Source organism: Alkalimonas sp. NCh-2 (assembly GCF_039631345.1).
Classification (GTDB): domain Bacteria; phylum Pseudomonadota; class Gammaproteobacteria; order Enterobacterales; family Alteromonadaceae; genus Alkalimonas; species Alkalimonas mucilaginosa.
Genome location: NZ_JBDIUV010000003.1, coordinates 178,849 through 204,628, shown reverse-complemented (window position 1 = coordinate 204,628; position 25,780 = coordinate 178,849). Strand labels below are relative to the sequence as shown.

Sequence of the window (25,780 nt, the reverse complement as noted above, 5' to 3'; positions counted from 1 at the left end):
GTTTGTGGGGTAGTTGCTGGCGGCGAGAGCGGTAGCGTTGTTCCTTTGGCTTATTGGCTCCGCTTGTTGCAAGTTTTAAGGTTCCAGTTATGTCGTTGTATCGCACTTGGCTGGTAAGGTTTTTAATTTATGAGTGCAGTGGTTTCGGTCAGCATCGCGTGGCGGCAAAGCCGCGAAAGTGAGGTGTTTGCTGCTAACGCATTGCTCACCGGAAAATTACTCGCTGGCGCTCCCAATTTTCCGGTGAGCAATGCGTTAGCAGCTTTCAAAATGTAAAGGTTAGTACGTGTTTTAATTCTGGCTTTGCTCGCGTCTGGTTTTCTTAGCGGCAAAGCCAAAACGTAAAGCCCGCCAGTTCGTAGGTTAGTCGCTGGCGGCGTGGGCGGTAGCGTTGTTCCTTTGGTTCATTTGCTCCGCTTGCAGCAAGTTTTAAGGTTCCAGCCTTTTCGCTGTATCGCACTTGGCTGGTTAGGTTTTTAATTTGTGGGTGCAGTAGCTTCGGTAAGCATCGAATGGCGGCAAAGCCGCGAAAGTTTGGTGTTTGCTGCTAACAAGTTACTGCACCGGAAAAATAACTCGCTGGCGCTCGTCATTTTCCGGTGAGCAATGCGTTAGAGCATAATAATTCATGAACATAACCATAAAAGAAATTATATTAGTGACTATGACAGGCTGTATTCCTGCATTGCTAATTCAGCACAATGAAGGCTTTGACAAGCTCAAAGAGTTTGTGTCTGGCGCTACGGTACCAAATTATTTGTTCTACTATTTCTTATCATTTTTCTTGCTGCACCTATTGTTAACTTCTTTTTGTTGGCTATACGGTTATCGGTTTAGTCCTGATAAGCAAAGAGAAGCGAAGCAAAAAATCATATATATCGGTGAAGTTGGTGATAGCACTTTGGGCATTTATCGTCTTGCGTCAGGTCTTTTATTTGCAATTCCAATAATATGGAAATGGGTAGAACCTGATACATTGACCAATCTCCAGTTTTTTGGTTTAACCTCTTATGCCATATTGTTTTTGGTAGGTGTGATATCAATTTCAAACATTAATTCATGGGCTAGAAAAAAGCTCTAACAAGCGGCTGCACCGGACAAATTTCCGCTGTCACTTTTTGTGCAAAAAGATGCACAAAAGCCGCCATCAAAAATTTGCTCGGTGAGCCGAGCGTTATGTGACTCGATAAGATGAAACTACCGACAAGAATTGAAGTAATTATAGGGTTTGTATTTATCTCCGTTGGTGTTTTGACGCTGAGTTTACTTCCATCGTTTGCAACATCCGGCTGGTATGCGATTTTTTTTGGTGTAGGCTATTTTCTTTTTCCTGGGCCTCAACTTAGAGCAAGGTATAAATACACAGAGGAAACAAAAGAGCGTTGGCGGGAGAGTGCCAAAGCTTCAAGTTCAAAAAGCTTAAGTTGGTGGGCATCGCCATTTCCGTGGGCTTTATTAATCTGTTTTGTGGTGCTTGCTTTTGCAATCGTCACATAACAAGCAAATATTATCGCCAGCAAAAAGCGCTGGCTGCGACGTCAACCCGCTGCGCGGCTTTCCGCGCTAAATTTGGGCGTTAGGAAATCATATGCAAGATTTAAGGTTACATTTAGCCCAGATACATGCAAGCCAGCTTCAAGCAGCTTTTGAACGTTGTTGGAATACCCCATCAAGGGATTTTGATCTTTTAACTGATGTCAGTTTAGGTATTCCAGCTTTAATATGCGCATCACAATCTGTTGAAATTGGACTAAAAGCGATCCTAAGACAATGTGGTATAGAACCAAAACGTGAGCATGATTTAGCTGTACTCTTAGCAAAATTACCTCCGGACATTTATTCTCAAATAAAAGCAGAAACCTCAAAGAGTTTCCCTGATTTTGACGTTCAGTTAGAAAATGCGAAAAAGGCTTTTGTTGATTGGCGATATTTTTATGAGGCCGAAAAAGATATGCACATCAACATTCTTTTTGTTGGCGCTCTGGGGGCCGCAGTACAAAAAACTATTGGGCTTAGGTGGGTTGTTTCCTAACAATCGCCATCAAAAACGCGCCCTTTGGGCGCTCGACTCGCAACAAGTTGCTCGCGTTTGTGGCGGGCGTTAGCCGGCTGTCGAGAGGTTGTGGTTTCAAAATCTGTTTTACTTTTCGGCATTGCTTGCGTTAAGTTGTATCTTAGTTGTTAATTTATTCCGTCGGGCTCACCAGTTTGTTGGCAAGGTGCAATCTCTGATGGTGCGGTAGCGTTGTTCCTTTTGGCACTTTTGCTCCGCTTGCAATAGGTTTTTAAGTTCCAGTCATTTCGCTGTATCGCACTTGGCTGGTTACGTTTTTAATTTTGCACAGGGTTGCCGTTGTTCGGCATCGCTTGGCGGCAGTGCCGCGTAGGTTGTGTGTTTGTCGCCGCTAACAATGCGCACCATTCGCTCCCTTCGGTCGCTGGGACGCCACCCGCGTTGCGGTCGTCGCCCGTGTGCTAAGCGTTATATGACAAACTAGGTTCGCCAGTATGCTACCAAGTAATGAGAATTTTCGGGATGCCGTCCTACTAGAGTTTAGGTTTCTGGAAAACGATTTCCGCCTAAAAAATGCCTCGAGCGACCAAGAAAGCGAACAATTTATTGTTTGTTACAAAAGCGATACTGTTCAAGTTATCGTTGAAGGGATAAATTGGGGGGAGAACGCCCGAGTTGCAGTTGGTAGTTGTATAGGCTTCCAGAATTTCGATCTCTACGATTTAGTGAAAGCTAAAACTGGTGAATATCCAGCAACAGAGAGCATCTCTACTCTTAACCAAATAGCGCAATTGCCGCTGTTGGCTACGTTGTTAAAAGAACATGGTGAGCAGGTTTTAAATGGTGATTTCACAATATTTCCGGCAATAACGGAAATTGTAAAGGCAAGAGTAGCCAGCTTCGATGATGGTATTGAGCGAATTGTCATATAACAATCGCCATCAAAAACGCGCCCGTTGGGCGCTCGACTCGCAACAAGTTGCTCGCGTTTGTGGCGGGCGTTAGGTAAGGAATAGGTCGTGGAAATCATTATCGAAGGACCAATGTTTTACGCTCAGGAGGACGAAGACCTGTTCTTTTCCTGTATTTATGGTCTTCCTGGTTTTGAGCACGTTCAGGGGCAAGGAACTCTGTTGAAAATTGAAATTTCGGAGCCTGTTACCGATGAAGCAATCGTGAAGCTAGTAATTTTATGTCGGCGGTGGTCCATCGACATAGCTCCGTTGCTTGGCCTACGGCGAAAATCAAATCAGGCCCTTCCGCTCTGGGAGGCGGGATTCTAATGCCATCGTCACAAGTAAACCTAACAATCACATTATGTCGCCACTGCGTGGCTGGGACGGCTTACACTACGCTCGTTCCTCGCTACGTTTCAGCCGCCCCATATGTGTGGCGTTAAATTTCAAGGAAACATCGTGCAAGAGTCGAGGAAGCTAGAAGACTATCTGGTACAGAGGCCGAAGCCGAAGGGTATAGACGTGCTCTGTGGTCTGAAGCATTTCGCTATCATAACCTACGCTGTTCCAGCGGATAGGTTCAAAGGGATATTCCCAGACCGATTTCGACTCGATGTTGTAGAAATAGACGGCCAAGATATGGGGTTAATATCAGTAGTGCCTTTTATTGATGTTGATTTCACTTCAGCCGTGTTCCCCTTCCCGAAATTCACAATGGGGCAAACAAACTATCGTATTTATATAATCGATACTGAAACTGGTGAGCGTTGCGTATGGTTCCTTGGCACAACGCTTGATTCGTGGACTTTGATGGTTCCTAGATACCTATGGAATTTGCCATGGCATGCAGGAAGGATAAGCTTTGATTGCTCCCTGAACGAATCAACCGGATTGTATGAAAAGTACCGGATGGAAACATCATCCAGTTGGGCTGAGGCTTCAGTTGAATTGATACAATCAGAATCTGACGAACTAGATTTTCCTGGATTCCCTGATGTTGAGTCAGCATTAGTTTATCTTACACACCCTCTTGCTGGCTTTTATTATCGAAGAGACAACAAGCTAGGTACATATCGGGTGTGGCACAAAGAGCTGGAGGTTAAACCAGCCAAACTAAAGTCGGCTAATTTCAGGCTTTTGTCTGATTTGGGTATAGTTAAAGAACTAGAGCAAAGCGCCCCTTATAGCGTGTTAATAGAGCCAATAAATGAATTTACCATCTATTTGCCACCTACCGTTATAGGGTGAAAATTTAACAAGGCCAGGCACGGCGACGTCTTTTTCGTTGCGGCTTCGCCTTCACTACAAAGCCGCGCGTGCTGGCGGCGTTATGCCTAAGGACGACTATGCAGATTGTTGGAGCCGGAGATAAAACTTATATATTGCTTAGTGGAATTGAGGTTCCTACAGATATTAGTCTATCTGAAAACGTGAAGCTCATTCCTGCGAATACGTCGCACCTTGATTTTAATACTGCTGTATCCATTTGCTCTCGGCCTGATGATATAGCAGTTGTTGCAGCTTTTATACCGCGGATTACAGCTCAATTTGAAATCGTTGCCTCCACACCAAAAGAACTGGCAGCTCATGCCTGGAATTCATCTTGGGACGCCTTGCTTCTTAGTGCGATTTTCCATACAGAAGTAAGCTTTAATCTTCAGTCCGACACTGAAGCAAGTTCAATATCTTCTCAAACAAATCTGAGAGCTACGAATCTTCACTTTCAAGGTTTAACTCAAGCATCTCCAAAGAAATTGAGCGATGAGGAAGTGTCTTGGATTAATACGCATTTCAGCGATGCCAGAGCTCTACTAGATAAAGAAAAATTTCAAACAGCAGTTCATTGCTTAGCATCTTACCGTTGGCACTCTATGCCAAGAATAAAAATGGCAGTGCTTTGGGCTGGAATAGAGGGAATGTTCGGTGCAAGCACTGAAATTAGATTTCGATTAAGCCTTTGCATAGCTCGCTTTCTTCACCCAGATAATGCCGATACTAGAAAACAAAAATTTGAGTTGGTAAAAAAACTTTATAACTCAAGATCATCTGCCGTGCATGGTGCAAAAGTTAAAGGTGACATTAAGCAGTCAGTTGAGGCCTCTGCGGAGCTTCTAAAGGAACTTATACATCAGAGCATCATTGATAGGGCTATGCCTAATGAAGAAGATCTTGTTCCTTAATACATGGCATAACAAAACCAGCCAGAGGGACAGTCAAAACGCTACGCGCTTTTCCTGCCCCTGCTGGTGGCGTTAGCTTTTTAGGGAGTGTAGAGTAAATGGATAATTTTTCGTTTTTAAACGCACAATTTTTTGTATTGGTAGTAATAGTTGCACTTCTTGTCATACAAATGTTGGCGTTCAAGAAAGGATATTTTGTAAAGGTAGAATATTCAAAGCCACGTAAACTTTTCTGGGCGATTTTCATTTCGTCAATTGTGGCAGTAAATAGCTTTGTCTTTGGCAATCTGTATTTCTTGCTATTAGCAGTGGCGCTTGGTGTATATCTATATTTTTTTAAACAGTATTATGTATTTAAACGCAATCAAAGCTAACAAGGCGCATCATTCGCTCCCTTCGGTCGCTGGGATGCCAACCGCGATGCGGTCGTCACCCATGTGCTTTGCGTTAGGCATGCAGCATAGACATCGGAGTCAAATCGAATGGATGATAATGTAGCTTTGGTTCAACGTCAGTTGGACGCATACAACGCTAAGGATTTAGACGGTTGGCTCAGCACTTATGCTGACGACGCCAAACAGTTCAACTTACACGGTGAATGTCTGGCTACCGGTCATGAAGAAATGCGCAAACGCATAGCTGTCCGATTTGAGGAACCAGATTTAAATGCTCGTCTTTTAAGTCGCATTGCTATGGAAAATATCGTAGTCGATCACGAAGTGATTACTCGTAACTTTCCAGAGGGCAGAGGCGAGATTGAAATGCTGTGTGTTTATGAAATAGCGAGCGGCTTAATCCAAAAAGCGTCTTTTTCAGTTGGCCAACCAAAAGTGTATGGTTCAAAAAATGCCTAACAATTTGCTAAATTTCGTTCCGGCCACAAACGGCGTGGCCTCCACGGGACTGCCTACGCTGCGCTGCGGCAGCCCATTAGCAACGCGTTATGCATCAATTGGAAAATAATCACATGAAGCTACCAATCGAATATCGCTGGTTAAAAGCGCATGGATTTAAAGGCTTTCTTCCTTGGTGGTTTATCGAAGATCTTGGACAGGAAGGTTTGAGAATTGAGTATCAAAAGGAAACTGGTGAAGATTTTTATCCGTTTGCAAGGCGGCAAGACTGTGATGATGTGGCAGGCTTCAAGTTGGTGAACGGAGAAATACAAAAGGAAGTCGTATCCGTGCACTTAACTTGGGCCGGAAAGAGAGAAGTTGAAGGCTTTCCTGCTAAAGCTGAATATAGCGATATTTTCGCGTGGCTTGCTCAGGAGGTGCTTCCAGAAACTGCCGACTGGGTTACCGAAGAAGACTTGGCAGACCTTGAAGAAGAAAATACATAACAATCGGCTCCACGCAGACGTCCAAACCTACGCAGTTTTTGTGGTTTCGCTGCGCTACACTTTAACACAAAAACAGCTCCGGCTTGGCCGCTGGTGAGCCGGGCGTTAGCCAATACAAGGATAGGTAATTGTGAAAACAACTTGGGTAAGACTTAAATTTCGCATGGCTTTTGCCGGTATATTGACGCTACTAGTAGCTTTACCGCTGGCGGCGGCAGAGTCTTTGCAGCATTGGGAGCAAAAGCTCAAGCAATCCGCGTTTTCCGGAACGGTGCTTGTTGCAAACTCAGATGCCATTATTTTTCATCAAAGCTTTGGTTTGGCAGACAGAGAAAATCAACGCGCTTTTGATGAGCACACCGTTTTTGATATTGGCTCAGTGACCAAACAATTTACCGCAACGGCCATTATGTTGCTGGTAGAGCAAGGGAAGCTATCCCTCTCCGATACCATCAATAACTTCTTTCCCAATGTGCCTGTTGATAAGAAGAATATTACGATCCATCATTTACTAAGCAACTCATCTGGATTGCCGGTAAACCCACCACGCCTAAGGGGATATGAAATTGTAGACATTGACGCTTATATCGCTCAAGTACTTAAACTGAAGTTAGTCTCCACCCCAGGCGAAGCCTATCATTATTCGAATATTGGCTTTAGCTTGTTGGCTCAGCTGATTGAAATTGCCTCAGGTCAAGATTGGGAGACTTACATTCAGCAACATATCCTGTTGCCGGCGGGATTAACAGAAACAGGGTATCGTCTGTTATTAGATGTACCGCAAGAACGACTTGCGATAAATTACGGCGCTGACCAAAACTGGTTTCAATGGCTGTTTAGGATAGAGGCGGCAAGTCGAAGTGTGGGCGATCCGTTGCAACACCTACGTGAAAAAACCGGTAGGCGCTGGGGTGAAGGCTCCGGGTACTTTCTATCTACTGCTCAAGACATGCATGCGTGGTACCAGGTTCTTCGTTCAGGACAGATTTTAAGTAAAGAGTCGTGGTCACAAATGCTTCATCCACACATTGCAGAAGACCCTAGTGAAATCCATTACTACGGTTACGGCTGGGTTATTTCAAACCCACCTGAAGAGTTTCCAAGTATTTGGCACGATGGCTCGAATGGCTACTCCTTTACAACTTTCCACTATTACCCGGACATTGACTTGTTCATACTGACTGCATCAAATGATTATGATAATTATCCTCACACTTTGATGAGGGAAATGAAGGTATCGATGCAGCAAATGGTGGCTAACAAATCAATACAACCGACCACTAACGTGTCGGCTGATTGAAGCGTTAACTGGCAATAAAATTACCCATCTTTTTTTGTTGAATTTTAAGTCATTGATTTATATTAATAATAAATCGAGTTGAAAATAAAAGGTTATTTTGAGAAATTTGATGTAATTACTTTTATTAACAATAGGTTACTGATACAGTTTCATAGTTCACTGCCGCACAGGCAGCTTAGAAAGTGATTTGAAAGTGTATCGTATCGTTATTACCGTTCACTGCTGCACAGGCAGCTTAGAAAGTGATTTGAAAGTGTATCGTATCGTTATTACCGTTCACTGCTGCACAGGCAGCTTAAAAAATGGGTAATTTTGGCATTTGGGATCGGCCAGTTAACAAAGCGTTCAAGAGGGATTCGCAACGCGTAGCACTTTCGTTATGCTTTGATTTTATTAGTTTTCAGTGCAATGCGGTGAGTTGGCAGTTGCGTTGCTCACCCCTTAACGCGGCGTTACATGCATCAAATTAAAATAACCAGTCGAGGTTGAGTTATGGCAAATGAAGTTGAAGTTGAAATTAAGATCCTCAAAGAAGGCGATGAGATTATAGGCCTTTGGGAGAACAGAATACTAGTAAGACATAAAGATGGGAGTGCGGAGTTCTTTATTCTAGATATAGATGAAAATGGCTATCCTCGACTGAGCAATAAAACATGGAAAATAACGAAAGGTGACGGTGAGATTCATATCAGCAAAAAGGTAGAAAAGGAAAAGAAAGGATCTAAAGGTAGTAATCCGCCAAAAGTAATTACATTTTAAGGCGGTCGTTATGGCATGTTCTAAGTGTGGTAAAACTGGGCATAATGCTAGGTCTTGTCCAAATGGCCCGAGTGAAGAAAAGTCTATTGTAGGTGGACGAGATCGCATGATCATTGCGATTGACAACACAGATGAAGAAAGTCTACATGAAATAGCCGCGGCAGTTATGAAGGCGAAGCGGAAAATTGCTCCAAATGCCCGTGGAACGATAGTTATTGGCGATGAGAGATCACTTCCTCATAAGGTACTTCAGCTTTTAGAAAATAAAGAGGCGGATGATGAGTAAGAAAAGACCGCCGGGTCATGTCAAAGCTCAGAAAGAAGTTAAAGAACGAGAAGGCTATATGTGTTTACGCTGTGGTGGTGTTTACAAAGATGCTCATGGGCATCACCTGCTTTACTATAGCGAGGGAGGTCCTGCTAACTATCACACCATGGCAACGAAATGTCCTGAATGCCACAGAAAGTATCATGCTAAAAAAGCAAACATAGACATAATTCGCTTCTAGCATGTAACAAGTTGCTGCACGCGGAAAAATTACTCGCTACGCTCCCAATTTTCCGGTGAGCAAAGCGTTATACATTTAGGAGAGTTTAAAGTGTTTTCTGCTGAGCCAAATCAAAATATTGTCGTTGCAGCTATCTGGTTCTCGATTGGGCTTGCTGTTGCTTCATCTGCAATTATTGTCCTGTTTGGTAAAGCACCATTCTTGTCGCCTGCATTACTAATGATGTCAGCACTGCTGTTTATGTTAAGCGCACAACGGACTCAACGTTATGCCATAGAGCCAGCTAAATTTAAAAAACGCATGCAATTTGTGGCTTTTTCTACAGCAATTCTTAGCAGTCTTTCAATTGTGTTTAATTCGGTGGTGCAGTAAATGTATAACAAGGCGCTATTGTCGCCACTATCGTGGCTGGGACGGCTTACGCTGCGCTCCAGCCGCCCCAAAGCTTTGCGTTAGATGTAACTCAAGCAAGACCCCTTTACATAGGTATAAACTGTGAAATTTCAAAAACCATTTTTTGTTAAACTACCCGACGACTTTTCAGTTGAAGTTTTTAGTTATAACAAAGAAAAAATATTGATTGAGCCCAGTGGAATTCATATGACATATGATCACTCGAATGTATATATACAATATGCAGGTGAGGATGCCGATAAATCTTATGCAAGAATAGAAGTCCCTACTGATCCAAAATTCCTTCGTAAACTTTCTCGCCAGATCAATAAAATGGCAAAAGAAATGGAAAGCTAGAAGTCATCTAACAAGCAAAGGCAGCGGACGCTTAAAGCGCCGCTGCTTTGGTCGTTAGCTACCCTTCAATGAACATGGATGCAATATGAAAATTTGGCCTTTCTTTTTCTTGATATTATTTTCTCTCGGCGCCAATGCTGTTATAAAAAGGCATGATGTTCCTCCCGAAAATTATGTTGTAGAAAATGCCCCTGAATACCTTATTGATATGCCGCATGAGGGGCATGGCGTTCTAATCGACCCGCAATGGGTTTTGACGGTCGCACATACTATTTTTTATGATTATGTTGGTAAACATTTAATAATCGGCTCACAGACCTACCAGATTGAAATGGTTCATGTGCACCCTGATTACATCGAGCCAGGCAAACATCTATTGGAGGGTGATTTAGCACCTTTAATGAGCTTTTTTAAGTCAAGAAGTGATATTGCTCTAATTAAATTAACCTCACCTGTTAACGATGTAAAACCAATCAGCATATATACGGGTGAAAATGAAGTCGGCGAGATAATTACGGTATATGGTCGCGGTGCGACAGGTAACGGGTTAGCAGGCGAGGACCTTAATACAAAGTCTCTTCGTGTACTGCACCACTTTCAAAATATTGTTGAAAGCGCAGAAGGCAACTGGATAACATTCACATTCGATGAACCAGAAAAAGCATTAGCACTCGAAGGTATGCATGGCTCAGGAGATAGTGGAGGGGCCTCCGTTATATTTAAAGAAGGCACTCCATTTCTAGTAGGTTTATCAAGTTGGCAATTGGGGCATGGCGAAATCTCTACTTTTAAAGCTGGTCTGTATGGTACTACTGCTTATCAAGTGAGAGTGTCAAGTTATCTTGACTGGATATCAAGTGTGTTGGGTAGCTAACAAGTCGCTCAAATCCGTTCCGGCCGCAAAAAGCGCGGCCTCCACCGGACTCGCTATCGCTCGCCGTTTAGCGAAGCGTTATGTGCCTAATAGTTTTCAACGTCTACATTAGTTATATTACAAGGAAATCATATGTTTAGAGTCATATATGAGTGGCGAGTGCCAACTAATAAAATGGACGATTTTCAAAAGGTTTGGAGTTCTACAACTGACTCTATTCATCATACAGTCGAGGGTGCTCTCGGCAGTTTCATGCTTCATTCCTTTGATAAACCTGAAAAGGTACTAACGATTGCTAAGTGGCGCTCTCGACAAGATTGGGAGTTATTTTGGGAAAATAGTAATCCTGAAAAAATGCAGAAAATGCGTGAAATCGCTGAACGAATTTCGGTGGAATCGTTCGACGAAATAGAAGATCGGAGTAAATAATGACCCCGGCACATAACAAACAATTCAAGCAGACCCTCAACGCGTGGCACTTTTGTTTTGCGTTGAGTTTGGTGATTACGGTGTTGTGCGGGAAGTTGGCAGTAGCGTTTCGGGCTACTTAATTGGGCGTTAAGGCTGTCTATATGAAAAAGCTCATCTGTGCCATTTTCTTCGTAACAAGTGCAGTTGCTTTAGTCTTATTCTTTAGCGTGGACAGTTGTTTGGATGCGGGTGGTTCTTCGAGCAAATTCGGTTTTGTTTGCACCGGTGTTGGTAGTGACTTTATACCGTTATACCAGCGTGTAGCCCCGTTGTTTTGGTTGTCGGTATTTATCATATCGAGTACCGTAGCATTTTGTGTACATAAGGTGTTGCCAAGTGCAAAGCCTTAACAAGGCGCTATTGTCGCCGCTACCGCGGCTGGGACGGCTTACGCTTCGCTCCAGCCGCCCCAAAGCTTTGCGTTAAAACTCATAGGATCGAAGCCCATGACCGAAGATATAACAACAAGTGTTGAGAAGAAAATGGAATGGTATGAGCACCTCGCTTGTGGGTGGCCTCTTATATTAATTTTTATTGGCGGCGCGCTAGGTGGCTTGTGCGGTGGAGCTGCATATGCTGTTAATGCCAAAGTGTTTGGAAGAGATATATCAAACACAAAAAAATATGTTTATGCAATTCTAATTGGAGTAAGTGCATTTCTTACATATTTCGTTGCAGTTGTGATTCTGGCAATGATATTCCCATGATTGTTTGCAGAGTGAAAGTTTTAACAAGGCCAGCCACAATCGCCCCTTCTGGGCTGGACCTATGCACTGCGTGCTCCGGCCTGTGCTGGCGGCGTTAGCAATATGGAGGTAAGTTTGGATCAGGATTACATGCTGCAGGTTGGAAAAGAAATCGGAATAGTAAAAGATAATCCGCGCCTGCTCGTGATCGTATCCCATTCATTTGTCGAGATGATGGTAAAAACTTTGTTAGATCATCACTTACCAGAGGCTAAACTCAAGAATCACTATCAGCGACTAGAAATGCTTAAAAAAGAGTCAATTATTGATGAATTCCAATTTGAGCTATATGACTGGTTCCGTGAGTTAAGAAATAATGCTGTCCATACTCCAATATTTCGCCTAAAAGATTCAGATTTTTATGTATTACATGGTCTGGTAAAAAAGGAACAACTTGGTGTTGATAATTTTCACAGCTTTTCGTTAACGCTAATCGCCGAACTTTGGAATAAAAACTTAGATGCTCTAGGAGATGCGTATCTTAGTAAATATCGCTAACAAGTTACTTAATTTCGTTCCGGCCACAAAAAGCGTGGCCTCCACGGGACTGCCTAAGCCGCGCTGCGGCAGCACATTTGTTATGCATTAGCTACAATCTACACACGGAGGTTATATGTCCATTCAAGAAATTGAAGTAACACTGGAGGAATTGCAATCACTAGATCAAGTTCAAATACTCAGGTCATGCAGAAAACCTTTGTATTATGAATTAGAGTCATCTTTGAGAAGTGTTGAAGGCTCTAATGCCGCAAAACTGTTATCTGCCGCTTGCTCGATGCACCTAAAGCCTGAAAATCCGAAAGCGCCATTTTCACCTAAGTTTATAATGCAAGACCGCAGAGGTCTTATTGCCAATGATTTTTCTAAAGAGTCTTTGAATGCGATTTCTCAATTTTGCGACTCTGTGACAATACCAGAGTTACAAGCACGGTTAGCAGATATTTCTTGGGTTACTAAAGCTGGAAGTGTTGATCATGCTTATATGGCAATAGAGGCATATCTTGAATCAGCAAAACAATTATTAGCACTAGGTGAATCATGGATATACCCAGCAGAGAGAATAGAGCGTGCCTTAAGGCTAAGCTGCATGTTCAAAAGAGACACACAACGACCTGATTTGTTTGAAAAATTAGCAGGCTTTATTAAATCTGAGATAGATAGTAAAAAATTAGATAATCCACCTTTTTATGCATTGCGTTTATTGACGTTATCATATGAATGTGGCGTTGGTGATGATGACTGGATTCTTAATACAGCGGAGGAAATTGCTCAGACTCGTTTTGAATTAGGTGATACTAGAACAGCGATAAGTGGATGGGAGTGCGCACTAAACTCTGCCAACTCAACTCGAAATAAAAGTAAACAGCAAGAAATCTGGAGAGAAATAGCAACTTGCCACGTCAAAGACTCAGAGCTTCAAGATGGTGGACTGATAGCTGCAGGATGCATACTTAAAGCAATTGATGCGTTGTCTAAAGTCCCCAACACTAGACAAGAAAGACTTGAATTATATGAAACAATGAGAGATCACCAGATTGAATCTCTACATCAACTTCATGAGTTTTCAACACCAGCACAGGACATTAGTGAAATTGTTCATCAAGCAAAAATTCACGTCCAAGGTAAAGATTTCTTCGATATGCTTTTTAGGCTTGGTGTTCTGGTTTCAAGACCTACAGATATTAACAAGCTGAGAGAGCAAGCAGTCGAACAGATGCAAAGTAGCATTGCATGGATGTTTGGTGGAACGCACATAGATCACGAAGGTATCACAGTTGCAACGGTTCCTGCTGGTATGGGACTAAATGAAAGTCAAGATGGTCCTGTCACTTGGGCTACAATGATGAGAAACATTGGAATTGATCATCAATTAGCTGTCCAGGGACAGATAAGACCTGCCCTAAATGAGCTAATGACTCAGCACCACGTTTCTGAATATGCTCTAGAATCGATTTTAAAAAATAGTCCGTTCATACCATACGGGCACGAATATTTTTATATTAAAGGGATTATGTTCGGCCTTGAAGGGGACTTCCTAAGTGCGTGTCATATTCTTATTCCACAGATTGAAAATTCACTTAGGTACGTGGCAAGAAGTCAAGGAGAGGAACCAACAACATTGCACGGTGATGGTTCTCAAGAAAGAAGTGGCCTGAAATATTTATTAGATCATCCAGTTATTCTTGAAGTTTTAGGTCAAGACATTGTCGGAAATCTTCAAGCGATTTTAATAGATAAGATATATGGGGACTTAAGAAACCAAATGTCTCATGGCTATATGCCGGCTGGTCACTTTTATGGTGTTGCACCGGTTTTTCTTTGGTGGTTAGTTTTACACATTTTAATGTTGCCTTTAGGTAGTCACTGGAAAAAGTACTACAAACCAGAAAATGTAGCTAACAAAGCCATTAAGCCGGATTCGTAACAGTTGGCTCGGTTCCGCTTCGCTACACATTTTAGCCAACTGTTACTCACCGCTTTTGGCGGCGTTAGGGCTTTGAGGAGACCAAATGTACTACCGATTATTTGCCATTTTGATTTTTTTGACTGGTTGTACTTCACAGGTTTGGCAGGCTCCAAGCTACGATGAACACATCACAGGCTTCTATGGTGTAGCTGACGAAGACTTGCTCATTGTCACTGGTAAGAAATATAGCTATATCTTTGAAGCAAGTGATAAATTTAAAAATATTTTAGCGTTAAGCCGGTCAATGGATTTTACGCCTGTTTACAGCACATTTAAGCTTGATAAAGAAAACAATGTCGCTGGTGAGTTTACCTTGGTAGCTGTACAACCGTCGAATGTCACTGAGCTTCGGGCACTTGGATTCGTTGATCGAAAGTACCGTCCTGGAAATATGGAGATCATATTCCCGATGACAGGAAAGCGATATGTTGTAGATGGGGATTATCCTTTTGAACAATTGGCAGGCCACCATTATGTACTGGTTGAAATGCCTGTTGGTGGTGCTGATAAAGCAGGAAAAATAATAGCAACCCCTGCTGCGATAGTTGTCGATGCAGTTGTTGCAATTCCTGTCATGTCAATTTTTGCAATCGGCGCATTAATTAATTAGCGAATTTTTGATGCACCTAACAAACGCCACCAAAACGCGCCCGTTGGGCGCTCGACTCGCAACAAGTTGCTCGCGTTTGTGGCGGGCGTTAGGTACCTTTGAAGAATGATTCGAATTTGTTTTGCTTTACTAGTTTTATTGGTATCTGCTTGTGCTCCCAAAGATAATGGCGGCATTGTCTTATCTGTTTCTGATGGTGAGTATCAGGCGTTGACTTGGAGTGATTATTACGAAGCTGGGAAAGAATCGTTCACTCTCGAGCTATTGGATTTAAAGCAAGGTTCCGTGTGGGCACCAGGAGCAGCGTGTGGATTAGAGAGTGACTCTAATGATTTAGACGGGATTCAGGTATATCTTTTCCATGAAATGAAAGAATCAAGCACACTAAAGTTAATTGTTCGACACATTAAAGATGGACAGCCTAAATCAGAGAGTCTATTAAAAAATGGAATCGAGTTAGACTCGAGAATCAGCTTTGATGTAACTTGGCACAGCGGTATCGTAGACATTACATTCGATGATACCACGGAAAAAATAGATACAGATTTTCGCAACTTGAAGCCTTTTTGTTCGGTAAGCTCTGGAACCGCAAAGTTTGTAATCGGTAACTAACAAGTTGCTTAATTCCGTTCCGGCCACAAAAAGCGTGGCCTCCACTGGACTGCCTTCGCTGCGCTGCGGCAGCCAATTAGCAAAGCGTTAGGACGAAAGGACGTGACTATGAGATTCACGCTAGATCACCTTAGCGATACAGAATTCGAGGAGTTTTGTTTCGATCTTCTGAAAAGTCTTGATTTTGTCAATCTCAGCTGGAGAAAGGGAACAGGCCTCGCTTCTAGCCCGTCTGATCAAGGAAGAGACATTCAAGGGTTGCTGCTTAGAAATGATATAGACGGAAGCCAGCACCATGAGCAGTGGTTTGTAGAGTGTAAGCACTATGTAAAGGGTGTGCCGCCCGAGAAAATTCAAGGGGCAATTTCATGGGCGAATGCAAAGCGTCCAGACGTTCTGCTGATTATTGTCTCTAATTTTCTTTCGAACCCGACCAAAAGTCACATTGAAGAACACCAGAAGGAAAATAAGCCGCCGTACCGGATAAAGGTGTGGGAACTGAAAGACCTAGACAGTCTCACTTCTGGAAAAAATGACCTTCGACGTAAGTATAGGCTGCCTTCTGAGTTAAATTTTCTATCAGTCCTAAATAATTATCATATCGCCTACGCCATGAAGCCACAGCTTAATACCATCGAGTATTTTATTGAGCTGATGGACTCACTGAATGCCGAGAAACGCGACGAAGCCTTTGCGATGACGTACTTTGATATAGTGCGGCCACGATTTCTCGAACCAATCTCCGGTGATGAAACGATGGGGGATTTGAAGCTTGATCGGGATGATTACCGGGCTTTTCGGGATAAGTGCTTGAGTATGACTTCGGACGCCTCGCCCACCTTTGTTCATATGACGGTAACCTCAGGATTGTCGTGGCTATTTAATATGGCGGACAAGTCAGCTCTTAAAGAAATGGAGGATACACAAAAATTCCTAATCGAGCGTTTAGAGGAAGAAATCGCGGAAGAGACTGATGGAGACAAAAAAGCAATGCTCGAAAATATGCTTGAATTGCCGCAGCGGTCACTTCGTGAACTTCCTGGCAGGGTCGAGCGTTTATACGACATTTACACCTATGTATGTGAGGAGCTTGTGAGAAAGTTATTGGCGGAAAAACCGAATATTTGATCTCAGCGACTCTTAGACTAGGGGATGTTGCTGTTTAAGTTAGCAGATGGAGTGCAGGCATCGGCCTCATACCTTGACCTAGGTTTCGATATCGAGGTCCTAACAAGTTGCTGCACGCGGAAAAATTACTCGCTGCGCTCTAAATTTTCCGGTGAGCAAAGCGTTAGGTAACTTATAAATACCATGAACCGTCTAACCATTTTTTTATTTGCCTTAGCACTTTCAAGTTGTAGTGCGGTATCTGACCATCGCAATGTGTTTTCAATTGTTCAGTCAGATAAAGAGGTAATCGCTAGTTTGGCTTATGAACTTCATCAAGAACATATGGCGGGCACTTTTGATGGGCTTGTTCTAGTTTCTCAGAATGACGTTGTTTTATTTAAGAGTGCTTATGGCTTTGCTGACAGGGATGGTTCTGTGAAAAATAGTGCTGCAGCTATTTTTGATATGGGGTCAATTGCAAAAACATTTACAGCAGCCGCAGTGCTACAACTTGTCCAGAATAAAAAGTTGCAACTTTCCGATACTATTGGGGCTTTTTATCCAATAGCGCCTGATGAATTGAAGTCGATTACAATTATGCAGCTCTTGGGGCACACGAGTGGCCTGGATAACTTTCACAATGAGTCTGACTTTGAGTTAATGGATAAATCTACGGCTGAGAAAAGAATCTTAGCTATGCCGCTAATTGCAAAGCCGGGTGAGAAAATCGCATATTCCAACGCGGCCTACACGTTGTTGGCGGCTATCGTCGAGAAAGTGAGTGATAAATCATTTCAGGATTATGTCCACGACAACTTATTGACTCCATTAAATTTAAGTAACACCGGTTTCTATAAAGATCAACGAGTATCTTCAAGCCACCTCGCTCGTGGCTACGGGGGAGATGACCAAGGCCGTACCACTTTTGAAAAAGGCTTAAGCTGGGCGCTCATTGGGGCCGGTGGTATGGTTACGTCAATTGATGATTTGGCTATTTGGTCTGATGCACTTAAAAACGGAGCGATGTTCCTCGTCGGGGCGTCAAACTTAGCTTTTTCTAAAGCAAATGAACGGTGGTTGCTGGGGAGTTTAGCGCAGGTCGAAATTAGTGGTGAACCCATCGTTCAGATGGGCGGAAGTACTGACTATGGTTACACCGCTCTGATTCAATTTGTTCCGAATCGAAATCTCTTGATCGTTTTGTTGTTAAATGCACATGACAGTAAATATAAAAATACCACGCACCATCGTCTAAGCAGAAATCATATACTGCCAATATTGCTTGGTGAGGGCGTAGAGTTACCTAACAATTCAATGCAGCCGACCGCTAACGTGTCGGCTGAGTGAAGCGTTATGTTTCTTGACCGCACCTGTTAACTGGTGCTATTAATAGCACTAAATTGTTGGCTAGGTAACCACTATGCAAGTGAAATTTTCCGAGGATGTCATTCCTCTATCAGACCTGAAGATCAATCCCGGAAAGGTGGTTGGTCGAGCACAGGACACGCATCGCCCAATCCTGCTTACAAGCCGTGGCCGCGGCGTAGCGGTTGTGCAGGGGCTCGAGGATTATGAGAGAAGCGCAGAGGAGTTGCGGTTTGTAAAGGCGGTGGTGCGGGGGCTTATGGATGTTCGCGAGGGCAACACCGTATCGTTGGAAGACGCTAGGAAAACATTGGGTATCAAGTAAATGGAGTTACGCATCGCACAGTCCGCTCTTGAGGACTTGCAGGCTATTCAGGAGTATTACAAAGAGCAGGATGTGCCACATATCGGTGATGATTTCGGGGCTGCTATCCTGGAGCACTGTGAAATGCTTCAAACCCACTCTGATGCTGGCCGAATTGTTCCTGAATTCAACATGGATCATATTCGCGAATTGATTCACGCGCCGTTTCGAGTTGTCTATCTCAGGCAGGCTAAAGAGGTTGTGCTCATACGAGTCTGGCGGAGTGAGAGGCAGCTCGAATTACCAGCAAACGAAACATAACCAAGCCATGCACCGGATGCCAACCCTTCGCTTCGCTGCGGCTTTGTCACCGGTGATGGTGGTGTTAGGCTACTAATCAGGAAGATAATGATGTCACTTTGGGTTTTAGTTTTGCTTTCATTTGTTCATATTGGTGTAGGAGGAGCAGTTGGTTTTGGTTTGATTTTCGCGGCTTGTGCTGAACGTGGGGCTACACTGTCGAAGTTAAGTAATGATGTTTGTGTAGCTTTATGGTTTGCATATGTTATCTCGTTGTTTTTAAGTGCTTTCTCCGTTATTTGCTTTTACCTAATAAATAGTGGGGGCTCTTACTATTGGTGGTATGCGATGCCATGGGTGTTATTGCTTATACTTATAACTTATTGGAGAGCGTCACTCGTAAAAATAGCCTAGTACATATGAGCCTACCCGGAGTCAATAGCTAAAACCGCTCTTTTGGGCGCGTGAGCAGCCAGGCCTTTGTCCATCAGCAAGATAGACTGCTTTATCTGTCTTGGCATAACAAACAAATTTTATCGCCAGTAAAAAGCGCTGGCTGCGACGCGCAAACCCTAATAAGCAAGTATCATTAAGGATTAATTTATTGATATGAAAAGCATTATATTTTTCGGTATTGGTGCTGGATTAGGATCCGCAATTTATCAGGCATTTGTTCACGGGATTAGCGAAACAGATTGGTATAGAGCTGTAATAGTTGCTTTGTTCACAATGCTGTTTTATGGCCTTTATGCTGGCTTTAAACGTTGGGCTTCAAAAGAAGATTAACTAGGCGGCAAGGGTTTGTTTTAACAGATGTAGATGAACGAATTTGCTAGAAGTTGCATCGAATTGAAGCAACTGCAACCTGGCAATTGTCGTCAATTAATGATCTTTTCCACAACAATGGCAAACACCCCATGCAACCTCCACTGATGTGCTGACTGATTTGAGCCTTTAGTAAATACTCTGGAATGGTGGCTAACAAATCAATACAGCCGACTACTAAGGTGTCGGCTGATTAATCGTTGGATATAATTTAATGATTGCCAAAACATCTGCGCAGTCCCCCCATCAATATCGTAGCAAAGTCTTCGTTGTCACGTTTGCTCTGCTGGCGTTCGCCAACGCTTTGTCCACAACTATTGGGTGGTTCTACAGCGTTGACGTTAAGGGGTGGTGGCCACTGAGCTTGGGCGTCGGCCTTTTAGTTTCGTTAGTTTATGCTGCCTTGCTTTGCCTGCTCAAGTCATTGACTTTTATGCGCGCGGTCTTGATCAGTACGGCTCTGGCGGTCGCTCATGTTGTTCATGCTGGCCTGTACTACCTTTATCCGCCGAACTGGCTCGCCGTCAACAACGCTCAGGCGGTGCTGACTTCTATCCAGGCAGTCGTGTTCAGCGACTATACCTTCTATGCGCTATATGGTTTGTTTCTTGGTCTTGCGGTCGTTTTAGCTCATGTATCACGTTCGTCGCACGGCTAACCAGTTGCAAGGGGGGGCACCAAAATGTTGCGCATTTTGGTGCCTTCTGCAGAGCAGCGAAGCTGGTTACGTCCAGCGTTAGTCGGCTGTAGAGACGTTATAGTTTCAAAATCTATTTTACTTTTCAGCTCTGCTTGCGTTAAGTTGTATCTCGGCTGTTAAATTATTCCGTTAGGTTCGCTAGTTTGTTGGTCAGGTGCAATCTCTGATGGGGCGGTAGCGTTGTTGCTTTTAGTACTTTTGCTCCGCTGGCTTTAATGTTTTTAAGTTCCAGCTATTTCTCAGTATCGCACCTCGCTGGTTTATTTATTAATTTGCACATGGGTGCTGTTGGTTGGCATCGCGTGACGGCAGTGCCGCGAGGGTAGTGTGGTTGTCGCCGCTAACAAGGCGCACCATTCCTTCCCTTCGGTCGCTGGGGAGCCAACCGCTGCGCGGTCGTCGCCCATGTGCTTTGCGTTATGTGTTTCAGGAGTAATTTTGAAGTTAATCTCATTAATTGATATCGCATTATCTTTTACTGTTTCTGCTCAGCCGGCACTTATCAATGTCCATGAGTTTGAGCTTGAGTATGAAATAGCAGGTAATGGAAAGCATATAGTTCTTTTGGAGGCTGGTGGCAGTGCAGGTATGTCTGACTGGGAGCCAGTTTTTGATCAAATAGCTGAGCACGCCACAGTTATTCGTTATTCTAGAGTTGGAAATGGCAACTCCACAGCGATTAAGAGACATTTTACATCGCGTGACTACGCAGACTACGCCAGCGAGCTTTTAGTGGCATTGGATGTTAACCAGCCGGTAATTTTAGTTGCTCATTCGTATGGCGGTAACGTTGCGAGAGATTTTGCCGCAGCTTATCCAAGACAAATACAAGCACTGTTAATGTTAGACCCGTCCTCCGAGCATGACGTTGATATAGTGCGCGCCATTGATTTAGATAAAGGTAATCGAGAAATTGCGCAGATCAAACTGGATGACATGGCCGATGGTATGTCGAACCAATATCTGGACTTCTGGAGTAAAAGGCCACTACCTGACTATCCACAGATCCAAGATATGCCCGTAACGGTGATTGCTTCTGTAAAAAAAGTGGAGAGCCCGTCCAATTTGTTTTTCACCGATCAGGGCAGGCAAATGTGGGGTGAGTTGTGGCATGGATGGGCTAGTGCTTTTCCACAGGGGAGAGCTGTGCTAACTGAGAAAAGCGGTCACTATGTTCAGTTTGATGAACCAGAATTGGTAGTAAATGAGCTTTTAGAATTGATACAAAAACTGGGTAAACATTAACAAGCAAAGTCAACCGTCGCCTAACAGCTGCGTGGTTGCTTTGGGCGTTATATGTCACAAGGATAGACATGAGAATAATCACACTGTGTTTTGCCGTGCTTCTTTCTTGTGCCGTCACTGCAAATCAGCAAGCATTTGAAATATGGTCTGAAAATATGACGCAATGCACTCTGGGGTTTGATGCTGAACCAAAAGTACATTGGGATGGTAAGTCAGCGTTGCCTATAAGTTTTAAACAAATTCAAGCCATTTTTAGCTCTTGGGCAGAGAACAACCTTACTGCGACAGAGGTCGCCCATGTTACAAGTTATGAGTTAGCGTCTGTTGCTGCCAAAGGCTTAGAAATGAATCACTGGGTGTTTAAAATAAAATATGTTGTTTTCGAAAGCGATGTACCCTCAGTGAGTTTCAACCGGAAAATCGCAGTAGACTTAACTGGGCAAATAATCGAGGCAGAGTGTGGCAGATAACAAGCGCTACCTAAACGCCGCTTCGCGGCTCGACTCGCAACAAGTTGCTCGCATTTGTTGCGGGCGTTAATCGAGGTAAAAATGGAATATCAGAAGGAAACAATCGTATATTCAGCTGTATTATCGGTTACTGCGCTTCTTTTCATATTGTTACCAGTCATAAAAGGTAATCTTGCTATTGGCGCTATAAGCATAGCGATTACTTTAGCAATTTATTTCTTGGTAGGCTTTGTTGGGTTCTGGCTTGGTCAAAAAATATCGGGTCAAAAACTTGTATTAAAGTCGGTATATTGGGCTGCGCCGTTCTGCTTTGTAGTGCCTTTTCAAATTTCAAAGTTTACTGGTTTAAACGAAGCGTTTCCTGGCGCACATTTTCTTTTAGTAGTTGCCTTTGCATCTCTAGTTGGCTTTCGTATGAATCAGGTAACCATCGATAAAGATAAGAAGTCTCAGAGCTAAAAAGCAAATTTTATCGCCGGCAAGCAGTGCTGGCTGCGATGTCAAACCGCTGCGCTGCTTTTCGCATTAAATTTGGGCGCTAGCGCTACAATCGTTCCGCATTCTAATTGCGGGTAGCGTTTTAAAATTAAGGAAGAACAATGAAAAAGATAGTATATGGATTACTGCTACTCATACTGGGAAGCCACTGCAGTAGTTGGGCTGAAGCCCGCCTGCCTGTATTACAAGAACGGGTGATTGACAGTGCTGTGCTTGACGAAAAGCGTGAGCTGATGATTTATCTGCCAGCCGGCTATCAAAATAGTCAGGACCGTTATCCGGTATTATACCTGACCGATGGCGACATTCAGGGCCCACATACGGCTGGAACGGTAGATTATTTAGCAAAATTCGAGCAGATGCCGCCGATGATTGTGGTTGGCATAGTTAACCCGCGGGAAACTCGCGTTAGAGACCTGACTATAACTGCTTCTGATAAACAAAACCCTAACCAACAGGAAAATGCAGACAGATTTTTAGCTTTTGTTGAGAGCGAAGTAATTCCTTTTGTGAAACAACAGTACCGTACCCTGGATTATCAAGTACTGTCAGGTACGTCGCATGGTGGTCAGTTTGCTATCAATGCCTTGGTAAAACGTCCAGGCTTGTTTGATAGTGTTATCGCCATCAGTCCGTCTTTATATTGGAATAACCAGCAGTTGCTTGAGTTAGCTGAGCAAGCTTTAAAAAGCGATCAGTTGGAAGGGTACTTGTATGTGTCGATAGCCAATGAAGAAGCAACCATGACAGAGCCGTATCAACGTTTTGTTGAATTGCTGGCTCGTTATCCAACTGACAGATTGGTCGTTGGGTCCCAGACTTTTAGCGACGAAACTCACAATACTACCGTTTTGCAAGGGCAGTACTTCGGTCTAAAGCATTTGTTTTCAGGTTGGTCCATTCCTGAAACGCCTCAAACCCTAGCGGATTTGCAAGCTATCTTTGAGCGACGTTCGAAGCTACTGAATATTCCCATGGTTATTCCTGAGGACAGAGCTGCTGGCTATGGTCAGTGGTTGCAATTCTTAAACCGGCAAGATGATGCGTTGGCGCTGTTGCAGTGGAGTCGAGAAACTTATCCTCAATCGTTGAACGCTCACATCTCCTTGATAAGGGCTTATTTACATTTTAGTTTGGCGGAAGATGCTAGAGCAGCACTTGAAGTTGCATTAAAGACGTTAAATGAACTCAGTCCTGAACAAAAGGCACAGCTTGAGGCTTTGTTCACTTAGTATGCTTGAGTTCAGCTGTGCTAACAAACGCCAGCACCACGCGCCTTTGGCGCTCGACTCGCAACAAGTTGCTCGCGTTTTTGGCGGGCGTTGGTGAGCTAATGAAAAACATCGTTGTATGGTTCTTGTTATTGTTTTCGTATCCAGTAACTGCTGCTTGGGGTGCATTTTATGTTGTCACACTTAAAAATATTGAAGATAAAGAGTTTACGTTTTATGTTAAGTCTATTGATCGTCAACATGTTGTGTTCTGTCTTTCAGATGAAAATATAGGGAATGATCGTGATTTAGGCTTTTTTAAATCTGCATGGCTTGTAAAATCTTTACTTGAATTGGGATCTGAAGACCTGAACTTTGAGCAACACTTGGGTAAAGTAACTAATAGTCCCCATATTGAGTCATCATCCCTGATCTCCACTGATATTAAAGAGGATAGTGATTGCAAGATAAGCATTAACGTAGATATCAGAGAGATAAACCGCTCATATATTTATGTTGGATATGATGAGCCATTAATAGACGGTGGGTTGCGATATATAATCATATTGAGTTCATTTGTGAAATGACACATAAAAATTTGCTAAATTTCGTTCCGGCCACAAAAGGTGCAGCATCCACGACACTGCCTACACTTCGCTGCGGCAGCCAACTAGCAAAGCGTTAGAGCTCATTATGAATCTTTTTGATCTGCGGAATCCATTTGTGGTTCTTATTGTTTTGGGTAGCTTGATTATCCTGATTTATTCATCTTGGGGTATTTATGCGGTTTCTGAGAGAAGCAGGGAGCTTAATCAATATGAGCAGTACCGTGATTATTGGCAATCTTTGAATCTTCGAGACTACGCTTATGTTATCGAAGAAGGATGTATGTTTGGTTCAATAACATCAGCTACAGTTAGCAGCGGCGAACACAATTTCGTAAAATATGAGAATCAACTTTTTGGTGGAAGTACGACAATCGATGATTTATTTGACCAGGCAGAGCAAGCAATCAAGGAGTCGCACAAACTGGAGCTAAGATTTAATAAAGACTTTAGATTTCCAGAGAAAATGCGTGTCGATTGGTCAAAAGATATTATAGATGATGAGTGTTTTTATGAGGTTACGGAATTCAGGCCAAATGAGCTCTAACAAACGCCTTAAGCATCGCGGCCTTCGGCAAGCATGAAATCATCAAATCTCAGTCGATGGATAAAAGCAATTATCAACACCGATGCTATGACATTTGAAGACGCGTACTGGGGCACCAGGCCTTCCGCCAGCGAAGCGGTGCCAGAGATAATTAAATTGTTGGATAAGCATAAAGACCCATATACACGCAGCAAATTGATAGAGCTCCTTGGTGAGTGTGAGGATAAATCGGTAATTCCATTTCTTGTAAATGAATTGCAGAATCCAGATGAAGGCATCAGAAACTGGGCAAAGGGCTCAATCGAAGCTCTAGAAAGAGGCGAGAAATGGCAAAAGAATCTGAAATACTTATGAACCATTCACCTAACAAGGCCATTAAAAATCGCGCGTTGCACGCGCTGGACTTGCAACAAGTTGCTCGACTGTTTAGCGGGCGTCATCAGGTCTATGTGTAAGTAGAGCTCATGGCATATACCAAGTGTTCTAGATGCGGTGAAGAGTTTCATTTGAGAATAGCCTCAGATGATTCACTCAAAGAGCTCAGGTTTAAAGAACAGCGAAATGAAGTGCTATGTTTGGGCTGCTTCAAAAGCATCAAAGAGTATGATGTTGTAAAAGTAATTTCAGAAAATTCAAGTGTCCCTGAGGCAAGAGTTGGAGACTTAGGCGCGGTTGTTTTGGTTCACGGTGATGGCGCTGCCTTCGAAGTAGAGTGTGTCCTCGATAATGGTAGTACCAAATGGATAGGCACATTCAAAAAAGGGCAAGTGAAATGGCTGCAATCACCTACCAATTAACACACATAACAAATTTGCCCAGCCGACGTTTTGGTCTTCGCTCCTTTTTGTGCGTAACCTACGGCCATTTCTGCACAAAAATCCATTACAACCAAAACGCGGCTGACAAAGGCATTAAAAGGCGGTAAAACTTGAAGCTGGGACTATTCCCTGGAGTGGATGGAACCGGAATCTTGTTTGGGCGGCTTGTGCCGAATATCCAAGATTTGGAGG

General features: G+C 43.3%; 38 protein-coding genes. 37 read left to right on the top strand and 1 reads right to left on the bottom strand.

The annotated features are described in order from the left end of the window. The first annotated feature begins 129 nt into the window (after positions 1-129). From ABC502_RS10065 to ABC502_RS10030, 8 genes are all read left to right on the top strand, one after another. Positions 130-276 carry a hypothetical protein gene (locus ABC502_RS10065; protein WP_345915807.1) on the top strand — a complete coding sequence of 49 codons (147 nt, stop codon included), beginning with the start codon at positions 130-132 and terminating at the stop codon, positions 274-276. A 352-nt stretch (positions 277-628) separates the two neighbouring features. Next, on the top strand, positions 629-1,081 hold the full coding sequence (locus ABC502_RS10060) for a hypothetical protein (RefSeq protein WP_345915806.1): 453 nt from the start codon (positions 629-631) through the stop codon (positions 1,079-1,081). A gap of 110 nt (positions 1,082-1,191) precedes the next feature. Further along, positions 1,192-1,497, top strand: a complete 306-nt coding sequence (locus ABC502_RS10055; protein ID WP_345915805.1) for a hypothetical protein — start codon at positions 1,192-1,194, stop codon at positions 1,495-1,497. Positions 1,498-1,588: 91 nt separating this feature from the next. Beyond that, complete coding sequence (locus ABC502_RS10050; RefSeq protein ID WP_345915804.1) at positions 1,589-2,032, top strand: HEPN domain-containing protein; 444 nt, start codon at positions 1,589-1,591, stop codon at positions 2,030-2,032. A 476-nt stretch (positions 2,033-2,508) separates the two neighbouring features. Continuing rightward, positions 2,509-2,946: a hypothetical protein gene (locus ABC502_RS10045; RefSeq protein WP_345915803.1), complete on the top strand. Its 438-nt coding sequence runs from the start codon at positions 2,509-2,511 to the stop codon at positions 2,944-2,946. 87 nt (positions 2,947-3,033) lie between these two features. Next, the gene (locus ABC502_RS10040) at positions 3,034-3,297 is read left to right on the top strand and encodes a hypothetical protein (protein WP_345915802.1); all 264 of its coding nucleotides are present in this window, start codon (positions 3,034-3,036) and stop codon (positions 3,295-3,297) included. A 132-nt stretch (positions 3,298-3,429) separates the two neighbouring features. Continuing rightward, entirely contained in the window at positions 3,430-4,218 is a 789-nt protein-coding gene (locus tag ABC502_RS10035) for a DUF2071 domain-containing protein (protein ID WP_345915801.1), read from the top strand. A gap of 98 nt (positions 4,219-4,316) precedes the next feature. Beyond that, a complete protein-coding gene (locus tag ABC502_RS10030; RefSeq protein WP_345915800.1) occupies positions 4,317-5,150 on the top strand; it encodes a hypothetical protein in 834 nt (277 codons plus the stop codon). Here ABC502_RS10030 and ABC502_RS10025 read toward each other — a convergent pair. After that, a complete protein-coding gene (locus ABC502_RS10025) occupies positions 5,125-5,436 on the bottom strand; it encodes a hypothetical protein (protein WP_345915799.1) in 312 nt (103 codons plus the stop codon). The genes ABC502_RS10030 and ABC502_RS10025 overlap by 26 nt on opposite strands. 196 nt (positions 5,437-5,632) lie before the next feature. On the opposite strand from ABC502_RS10025, the gene ABC502_RS10020 reads away from it, so the two are divergent. The 29 genes from ABC502_RS10020 (at position 5,633) to ABC502_RS09880 (ending at position 25,567) form a co-directional block, all read left to right on the top strand. Next, positions 5,633-6,004 (top strand): nuclear transport factor 2 family protein, encoded by a 372-nt coding sequence (locus tag ABC502_RS10020; RefSeq protein WP_345915798.1) that lies wholly within the window; start codon positions 5,633-5,635, stop codon positions 6,002-6,004. Positions 6,005-6,093: 89 nt separating this feature from the next. Next, entirely contained in the window at positions 6,094-6,492 is a 399-nt protein-coding gene (locus tag ABC502_RS10015) for a hypothetical protein (RefSeq protein ID WP_345915797.1), read from the top strand. 130 nt (positions 6,493-6,622) lie between these two features. Continuing rightward, a complete protein-coding gene (locus ABC502_RS10010) occupies positions 6,623-7,792 on the top strand; it encodes a serine hydrolase domain-containing protein (RefSeq protein ID WP_345915796.1) in 1,170 nt (389 codons plus the stop codon). A 492-nt stretch (positions 7,793-8,284) separates the two neighbouring features. Further along, positions 8,285-8,551, top strand: a complete 267-nt coding sequence (locus tag ABC502_RS10005; protein ID WP_119701426.1) for a hypothetical protein — start codon at positions 8,285-8,287, stop codon at positions 8,549-8,551. A 10-nt stretch (positions 8,552-8,561) separates the two neighbouring features. Beyond that, a complete protein-coding gene (locus ABC502_RS10000; RefSeq protein ID WP_345915795.1) occupies positions 8,562-8,837 on the top strand; it encodes a C2HC-type zinc finger protein in 276 nt (91 codons plus the stop codon). After that, the gene (locus ABC502_RS09995) at positions 8,827-9,060 is read left to right on the top strand and encodes an HNH endonuclease (protein ID WP_345915794.1); all 234 of its coding nucleotides are present in this window, start codon (positions 8,827-8,829) and stop codon (positions 9,058-9,060) included. Before ABC502_RS10000 ends, ABC502_RS09995 begins: the two co-directional genes overlap by 11 nt. Before the next feature lie 90 nt (positions 9,061-9,150). Further along, entirely contained in the window at positions 9,151-9,432 is a 282-nt protein-coding gene (locus tag ABC502_RS09990; protein ID WP_345915793.1) for a hypothetical protein, read from the top strand. A gap of 123 nt (positions 9,433-9,555) precedes the next feature. Beyond that, the gene (locus tag ABC502_RS09985; protein WP_345915792.1) at positions 9,556-9,810 is read left to right on the top strand and encodes a hypothetical protein; all 255 of its coding nucleotides are present in this window, start codon (positions 9,556-9,558) and stop codon (positions 9,808-9,810) included. An 85-nt stretch (positions 9,811-9,895) separates the two neighbouring features. Beyond that, a complete protein-coding gene (locus ABC502_RS09980) occupies positions 9,896-10,684 on the top strand; it encodes a trypsin-like serine protease (protein ID WP_345915791.1) in 789 nt (262 codons plus the stop codon). A gap of 132 nt (positions 10,685-10,816) precedes the next feature. Then, on the top strand, positions 10,817-11,113 hold the full coding sequence (locus tag ABC502_RS09975) for an antibiotic biosynthesis monooxygenase (protein WP_345915790.1): 297 nt from the start codon (positions 10,817-10,819) through the stop codon (positions 11,111-11,113). A 488-nt stretch (positions 11,114-11,601) separates the two neighbouring features. After that, complete coding sequence (locus ABC502_RS09970) at positions 11,602-11,862, top strand: hypothetical protein (RefSeq protein ID WP_345915789.1); 261 nt, start codon at positions 11,602-11,604, stop codon at positions 11,860-11,862. A 114-nt stretch (positions 11,863-11,976) separates the two neighbouring features. Then, on the top strand, positions 11,977-12,399 hold the full coding sequence (locus ABC502_RS09965) for a hypothetical protein (RefSeq protein WP_345915788.1): 423 nt from the start codon (positions 11,977-11,979) through the stop codon (positions 12,397-12,399). A gap of 115 nt (positions 12,400-12,514) precedes the next feature. Beyond that, positions 12,515-14,326: a DUF4209 domain-containing protein gene (locus tag ABC502_RS09960; RefSeq protein WP_345915787.1), complete on the top strand. Its 1,812-nt coding sequence runs from the start codon at positions 12,515-12,517 to the stop codon at positions 14,324-14,326. An 85-nt stretch (positions 14,327-14,411) separates the two neighbouring features. After that, positions 14,412-14,978: a hypothetical protein gene (locus ABC502_RS09955; RefSeq protein WP_345915786.1), complete on the top strand. Its 567-nt coding sequence runs from the start codon at positions 14,412-14,414 to the stop codon at positions 14,976-14,978. Positions 14,979-15,083: 105 nt separating this feature from the next. After that, the gene (locus tag ABC502_RS09950) at positions 15,084-15,590 is read left to right on the top strand and encodes a hypothetical protein (protein WP_345915785.1); all 507 of its coding nucleotides are present in this window, start codon (positions 15,084-15,086) and stop codon (positions 15,588-15,590) included. Positions 15,591-15,698: 108 nt separating this feature from the next. After that, the gene (locus ABC502_RS09945; RefSeq protein WP_345915784.1) at positions 15,699-16,718 is read left to right on the top strand and encodes a restriction endonuclease; all 1,020 of its coding nucleotides are present in this window, start codon (positions 15,699-15,701) and stop codon (positions 16,716-16,718) included. Positions 16,719-16,901: 183 nt separating this feature from the next. After that, entirely contained in the window at positions 16,902-18,047 is a 1,146-nt protein-coding gene (locus ABC502_RS09940) for a serine hydrolase domain-containing protein (protein ID WP_345915783.1), read from the top strand. 73 nt (positions 18,048-18,120) lie between these two features. Further along, a complete protein-coding gene (locus ABC502_RS09935) occupies positions 18,121-18,390 on the top strand; it encodes a type II toxin-antitoxin system prevent-host-death family antitoxin (RefSeq protein WP_345915782.1) in 270 nt (89 codons plus the stop codon). Then, complete coding sequence (locus ABC502_RS09930; protein WP_345915781.1) at positions 18,391-18,690, top strand: type II toxin-antitoxin system RelE/ParE family toxin; 300 nt, start codon at positions 18,391-18,393, stop codon at positions 18,688-18,690. 588 nt (positions 18,691-19,278) lie between these two features. Then, positions 19,279-19,455 (top strand): hypothetical protein, encoded by a 177-nt coding sequence (locus ABC502_RS09925; RefSeq protein ID WP_345915780.1) that lies wholly within the window; start codon positions 19,279-19,281, stop codon positions 19,453-19,455. A 253-nt stretch (positions 19,456-19,708) separates the two neighbouring features. After that, the gene (locus ABC502_RS09920; protein WP_345915779.1) at positions 19,709-20,152 is read left to right on the top strand and encodes a hypothetical protein; all 444 of its coding nucleotides are present in this window, start codon (positions 19,709-19,711) and stop codon (positions 20,150-20,152) included. 480 nt (positions 20,153-20,632) lie between these two features. Continuing rightward, on the top strand, positions 20,633-21,439 hold the full coding sequence (locus ABC502_RS09915; RefSeq protein WP_345915778.1) for an alpha/beta hydrolase: 807 nt from the start codon (positions 20,633-20,635) through the stop codon (positions 21,437-21,439). Positions 21,440-21,507: 68 nt separating this feature from the next. Next, positions 21,508-21,909: a hypothetical protein gene (locus ABC502_RS09910; protein ID WP_345915777.1), complete on the top strand. Its 402-nt coding sequence runs from the start codon at positions 21,508-21,510 to the stop codon at positions 21,907-21,909. Positions 21,910-21,990: 81 nt separating this feature from the next. Continuing rightward, the gene (locus ABC502_RS09905; protein WP_345915776.1) at positions 21,991-22,368 is read left to right on the top strand and encodes a hypothetical protein; all 378 of its coding nucleotides are present in this window, start codon (positions 21,991-21,993) and stop codon (positions 22,366-22,368) included. 140 nt (positions 22,369-22,508) lie between these two features. Beyond that, positions 22,509-23,639: an alpha/beta hydrolase-fold protein gene (locus tag ABC502_RS09900; RefSeq protein ID WP_345915775.1), complete on the top strand. Its 1,131-nt coding sequence runs from the start codon at positions 22,509-22,511 to the stop codon at positions 23,637-23,639. Between the two features lie 101 nt (positions 23,640-23,740). Beyond that, positions 23,741-24,205 (top strand): hypothetical protein, encoded by a 465-nt coding sequence (locus ABC502_RS09895; RefSeq protein ID WP_345915774.1) that lies wholly within the window; start codon positions 23,741-23,743, stop codon positions 24,203-24,205. 106 nt (positions 24,206-24,311) lie between these two features. Then, entirely contained in the window at positions 24,312-24,770 is a 459-nt protein-coding gene (locus tag ABC502_RS09890) for a DUF6174 domain-containing protein (protein ID WP_345915773.1), read from the top strand. A gap of 33 nt (positions 24,771-24,803) precedes the next feature. Continuing rightward, positions 24,804-25,124, top strand: a complete 321-nt coding sequence (locus ABC502_RS09885) for a HEAT repeat domain-containing protein (protein ID WP_345915772.1) — start codon at positions 24,804-24,806, stop codon at positions 25,122-25,124. Positions 25,125-25,234: 110 nt separating this feature from the next. Continuing rightward, complete coding sequence (locus tag ABC502_RS09880) at positions 25,235-25,567, top strand: DUF4926 domain-containing protein (RefSeq protein ID WP_345915771.1); 333 nt, start codon at positions 25,235-25,237, stop codon at positions 25,565-25,567. Positions 25,568-25,780: the final 213 nt, after the last annotated feature.